At 72.4% G+C, this 5094-nt stretch carries 5 protein-coding genes and 1 pseudogene; 5 read left to right on the top strand and 1 reads right to left on the bottom strand.

The annotated features are described in order from the left end of the window. Nucleotides 1–655: alpha amylase C-terminal domain-containing protein (locus IE312_RS38625; protein ID WP_229898951.1), on the top strand; the 655-nt coding region annotated here is incomplete at its 5' end. Between the two features lie 91 nt (nucleotides 656–746). Further along, nucleotides 747–1835, top strand: coding sequence for a glutamate--cysteine ligase 2 (locus tag IE312_RS03485; protein ID WP_189978159.1), 1089 nt, complete (start codon nucleotides 747–749; stop codon nucleotides 1833–1835). Between the two features lie 19 nt (nucleotides 1836–1854). Here the strand turns inward: IE312_RS03485 and IE312_RS03480 are convergent, their stop codons facing one another. Continuing rightward, the gene (locus tag IE312_RS03480) at nucleotides 1855–2088 is read right to left on the bottom strand and encodes a DUF6480 family protein (protein WP_189978157.1); all 234 of its coding nucleotides are present in this window, start codon (nucleotides 2086–2088) and stop codon (nucleotides 1855–1857) included. A 148-nt stretch (nucleotides 2089–2236) separates the two neighbouring features. On the opposite strand from IE312_RS03480, the gene IE312_RS03475 reads away from it, so the two are divergent. The 3 genes and pseudogenes from IE312_RS03475 to IE312_RS38620 form a co-directional block, all read left to right on the top strand. Continuing rightward, a complete protein-coding gene (locus IE312_RS03475) occupies nucleotides 2237–4135 on the top strand; it encodes an AMP-dependent synthetase/ligase (RefSeq protein WP_189978155.1) in 1899 nt (632 codons plus the stop codon). 149 nt (nucleotides 4136–4284) lie between these two features. Further along, entirely contained in the window at nucleotides 4285–4719 is a 435-nt protein-coding gene (locus IE312_RS03470; RefSeq protein WP_189978154.1) for an ATP-binding protein, read from the top strand. Between the two features lie 194 nt (nucleotides 4720–4913). After that, nucleotides 4914–5094, top strand: a pseudogene (locus IE312_RS38620) (NAD(P)/FAD-dependent oxidoreductase); the annotation flags it as partial.

Raw genomic sequence — 5094 nt, 5'->3', positions numbered from 1 at the left:
GACGTTCTCGATGGTGTACGCCTACAGCGAGAACTACGTCCTGCCCATCTCCCACGACGAGGTGGTGCACGGCAAGCAGGCCCTGGTGTCCAAGATGCCCGGCGACTGGTGGCAGCGGCGCGCCAACCACCGGGCGTACCTCGGCTTCATGTGGGCCCACCCGGGCAAGCAGCTGTTGTTCATGGGGCAGGAGTTCGCCCAGGGGGCGGAGTGGTCTCACGAGCACGGCCCGGAGTGGTGGCTGCTGGACGACGGCTACCACTCCGCCGGCGACCACCGGGGCGTCCAGGACCTGGTGCGCGAGCTGAACACGGTGTACCGCCGGACGCCGGCGCTGTGGCAGCGGGACACCGACCCGGGCGGCTTCCGCTGGGTGCTGTGCGACGCGGCCGACGACAACGTGCTGGCCTTCCTGCGGTTCGACGCCGACGGCGGTCCGCTGCTGGCCGTGTCGAACTTCTCCCCCGTGGTCCGGCAGGACTACCGCCTGTGGGTGCCGGACGGCGTCACCGCCTGGCGGGAGGCGCTGAACACCGACGACGTCCGCTACGGCGGCAGCGGCGTCGGCGCGGGCGGGCCGGTCGTCCCCGAGGACGGGTTCCTGCGGCTGGCCCTCCCCCCGCTCGCCACTGTCTGGATGGTGCCGGTGCACTGAGAGCCGCAGGTGTCGGGGCCCGTCCGGGGGGCAGTCGGTGGTCGTACAGACCACGACTGCCCCCGCGGCAGGGACAGAAGGGCGGCACCAGGTGCGCACCGTCGGAGTGGAGGAGGAACTCCTTCTGGTCGATCCGGACACCGGAGACCCGAAGGCGCTGGCGTCGGCCGTTCTCGCCCGTGCCGCCCAGGACGATCCCGGGCAGGACGTGTTCGAGAAGGAGCTGTTCGGGCAGATGCTGGAGTTCGCCACGCATCCGCAGTCGGACATGGCGGCCCTCGGCGACGAGATCGTCCGCTGCCGCAAGGAGGCGGCCCGGCACGCCGGGGAGATCGGCTGCGGGGTCGCCGCGCTGGCCTCCTCCCCGCTTCCGGTCAGCCCCTCCCTGAGCGTGAACGAGCGGTACCAGTGGCTGGCCCAGCGGTACGGCATCCCCACCTGGGAGCAGCTGGTCTGCGGCTGCCACGTGCACGTGTCGGTGGAGTCCGACGAGGAGGGTGTCGCCGTCCTGGACCGGATCCGTCCGTGGCTGCCGGTGCTGCGGGCGACGAGCGCGAACTCCCCGTTCTGGCAGGGCCGGAGCACCGGGTACGCCAGCTACCGCAGCCGGGTGTGGAACCGGTGGCCGTCGGCCGGGCCGACCGAACTGTTCGGGTCGCCCGAGGAGTACCACCGGCGCGTGGCCGCGATGGTGGCCACCGGGGTCATCCTGGACGAGGGCATGGTCTACTTCGACGCGCGGCTGTCGGCCCGCTACCCGACGGTGGAGATCCGGGTGGCGGACGTGTGCCTGGGCGCGGAGACCGCCGTACTGTTCGCGACCCTCGTCCGCGCGCTCGTGGAGACCGCCGCGCGGGAGTGGCGGGCCGGCCGGCCGGTGTCCGACCCCGGGGTGAGCATGCTGCGGCTGGCCGACTGGCAGGCCGCGCGCCACGGCCTGGAGGAGGACCTCCTCGACCCGGTCACCCTGCGCCCCCGGCCCGCCCCGCAGGTGCTGCGCTCCCTGCTGGAGTACACCGGGGACGCGCTGACCTCGAGCGGCGACGCGGAGCGGGCCGAGCGGGCCGTCGAGGAACTGCTGCGGACCGGCAACGGCGCGCGCGAGCAGCGCGGACTGTTCGAGCGCACCGGCAGCCTGCGTGACGTCGTCACGGAGTGCGTGCGGCGTACGCAGGCCTGAGGCGCCGCGTCCCGGCTGTTCAGAGGATCAGGACGAGGGCGTAGACCAGGAAGAAGGCGGCGATCAGGACCACGAGGCCCAGGATCAGCACCAGCGGGGCCTTCGCCCAGCCCTTCGTCGGATTGTGCGTCTCCCGGGGCCCGGCCTCGGGCATGCTGCTCTCCGCGGGCGGTGTCTCGCCGGGCGGGACACCGCCGCCGGGCTCCAGCCCGGTGGTGCGTTCGGGCTCCGGATCAGGGTTCACATGGCTCATGACTCCCGAGTCCCCAGGACACGCCCACATCATCAGCCGATCACGATTCCTCGTTCCGGTCACCGAACGCGCTTGCCTGGGCTAGATTCGAGCACCGCCGACACCGGGCCGTTCGGCGGAGTGACCCTCCGTACACCAGGAGCAGCGCATGCGGGACGTCGCCCTCGCTCCAGCCGTTACCCCGCCGCTCACCGGCGGCCTCGCCGACAGCGTCTTCGCACGGGCGGACCTCGATCCGACGCTGCCGGTGCTGGCGCGCCGGGCCGCGGCGCCCGCCACCGGCTGGGAGGAGGTGACGGCGGTCGAACTGCGGGACGAGGTGGTCGATCTGGCCAAGGGCCTGATCGCCTCCGGTGTCTCGCCCGGCCACCGGGTGGCCCTGATGGCCCGCACCCGCTACGAGTGGACGGTGCTCGCCCACGCGCTGTGGGCCGTGGGGGCCGAGGTGGTGCCGATCCACCCGGCCTCCGCGCGCGACCAGGTCGAGTGGATGCTGCGGGACGCGGGCTGTGTGGCCGTGGTCGTGGAGGACGAACAGGGCGTCATGACCGTCGGGACCGTGTGCACCCGGCTGCCCCGGCTGCGGCACGTCTGGCAGCTGGACGCGGGAGCCCTGTCCGACCTCGTGGCGCGCGGCACGGTCGTGCCGTACACCACGGTGGAGTCGCTGCGCCGGATCGTGCTGCCCGACTCCACGGCCGCCATCGTCTACACCTCCGGCACCTCGGGCCGCCCGATGGGCTGCGCGCTCAGCCACCGCAACCTGGCCTACCCGTGCGACACCCTGCTGGCCGGCTGGGCGCACACGGCCGCGCCTCCCGGCGAGCAGCCCTCCGTACTGGCCTTCCTGCCGTTCTCGCACGTCTACGGCATCATGATCATGCTGATGTGCCTGCGCGGCGGGGTCCTGCTGGCGCACGAACCGGAGCCGACCGGGACGGCACTGGCCTCGGCCCTGACCACGTTCCGGCCGACGTACCTGTACGGCGTGCCGTCGGTGTTCGAGAAGCTGCACAAGACGTTCCTGCGCACCGCCCAGCAGGCGGGCCGGGGGGCCCTGTTCGAGCGGGCCGCGCAGACCGCCCGGGACTTCGCCGCGGCCGAGGAGCGCCGCCGGCTGGGCACCGGGCCGGGCCCCGGACTGGAGCTGAGGCTGCAGCACGCCCTGTACGAGCGGACGGTGTACCGCAGACTGCGGGCCGCGCTCGGCGGCCGGGTGGTGCGCGGCACTTCGGGCGGCAGTGCGCTGAGTCGTGAGCTGTGCCTGTTCTTCGAGGGCATCGGTCTGTTCGTGCACGACGGCTACGGGCTCACCGAGGTGTCCGGCGGGATCACCATGCAGCCGCTGGGACGGGAGAAGTCCGGGACCGTGGGCCGTCCGCTGCCGGGCACCGAGATCCAGGTGGCCGACGACGGCGAGATCCTGGTGCGCGGGCCGTCGGTGTTCCAGGGCTACATCAGCGACGAGCGGGCGACCCGGGCCGCGCTGCGCGGCGGCTGGCTGGCCACCGGGGACATCGGGCGGCTGGACGCCGAGGGGTATCTGACGATCACCGGGCGCAAGAAGGACATCATCGTCACCAGCGGCGGCAAGAGCGTGGCGCCGGTCCCGCTGGAGCAGCGGCTGCGCATGCATCCCCTGGTCCACCAGGCCGTGGTGATCGGTGACGACCGGCCCTGCGTGGGCGCGCTGATCACCCTGGATCCGGAGTTCCTCGCGCACTGGCGGGCCGGCCTGGCGCTCCAGGGCGACAGCACGGCCCGGGAGACCCGGGAGGAGAACGCGCTGCGGGAGGAGATCGCGCGGGCCGTCGCCTCCGCCAACAGCACGGTGTCCCGCGCGGAGTCCATCAGGGTCTACCGTGTCCTGCCGGAACCGTTCGCACCGGACAACGGGTTGCTCACGCCGTCGATGAAGCTGCGCCGGGACGCCGTCGTACGGCACTACGCGGCCGAGATCGAGGCGATGTACCAGGCCCGGTCCCGAACGCGGCCGGCGGCGCCGGAGCCGGCCGAGTGGGACGAGCCGGACGATGTCTTCCGCTGAGGGAGCGCATCGTGCGGACGGCCGTTGCGAGGGGAGACGGATAGGCTGCGCCGCTGGGGGAACCCGCAGCGCAGCGAAGAGATCAGCAACGACGACCGTCCTGCGCGGGGACCGAGCCCGGTCCCCGCCGGCGGACCGGGGAATGCGAGATGGTGACGGAGCAGCGCTGGGACGACACTCCACCCTCGGAGGAGAAGTACGAACGCACGTTCTCCTTCCCGGGTGAGCTGCGCAACGTCACGGGTGCGCGGCTCGCCGCCGAGGAATTCCTCCGCGCGCTCGCCCGCGACGCACCACCGGGCGCGCACGAGTACTGGGACGACATCCTGCTGGTCGTCACCGAGCTGGCCGCGAACGCGATCCAGTACGCGCCCGGTCCGTTCGACCTGCGGCTGCGCCGCACGTTCGACGGGGTGCACGTGACGATGCGGGACACCAGCACGACGAAGCCGGAGCCGCGGCCGTTCCACCCCCGTACCGGCGGTGGCGGCATCGGCTGGCACCTGGTGCACACCCTGTGCGACCAGGTCAGTGTCGTCGTGCACGAGCGGGGCAAGGACATCCACGCGTTCCTGCCCTGGTGAGGATGTTCGACGTGTAGGTGTGCGACAGCCGGTTACTCCGCCCTCCAGTGGGGGCATGCTGGTCCCCACGCGTTCGTCTGCCTGCCGTACCCAGCTGGCGGAACGGCTGGAGGCACGGTGGTATCGGAGTCGGCACAGCGATCCGGGGCAGGCGTACGGCGTTCGAGTCGGACCGCCTGGAGCCGCAGAAAGGGATGGACACCGTGACACGACCCAGGATCCTGGTGGTTGGCGCAGGCTTCGCCGGAGTCGAGTGCGTCCGCCGCCTGGAGCGGAAACTCGCCCCGGACGAGGCCGACGTCACTCTGGTGACGCCGTTCGCCTACCAGCTCTACCTGCCCCTGCTGCCCCAGGTCGCCTCCGGCGTGCTCACGC

Origin of the sequence: Streptomyces capoamus, from assembly GCF_014654935.1 — a bacterium.
Taxonomy (GTDB): Bacteria; Actinomycetota; Actinomycetes; order Streptomycetales; family Streptomycetaceae; genus Streptomyces; species Streptomyces capoamus.
Note: the sequence above shows the minus strand (reverse complement) of the source record. Positions and strands in the feature narration are given on the sequence as shown.

Excerpts from the sequence above, each read along its gene's own strand:
- IE312_RS03470 (WP_189978154.1), top strand. The coding sequence starts at position 4,285 with ATGGTGACGGAGCAGCGCTGGGACGACACTCCACCCTCGGAGGAGAAG.
- IE312_RS03475 (WP_189978155.1), top strand. The coding sequence starts at position 2,237 with ATGCGGGACGTCGCCCTCGCTCCAGCCGTTACCCCGCCGCTCACCGGC.
- IE312_RS03480 (WP_189978157.1), bottom strand. The coding sequence starts at position 2,088 with ATGAGCCATGTGAACCCTGATCCGGAGCCCGAACGCACCACCGGGCTG.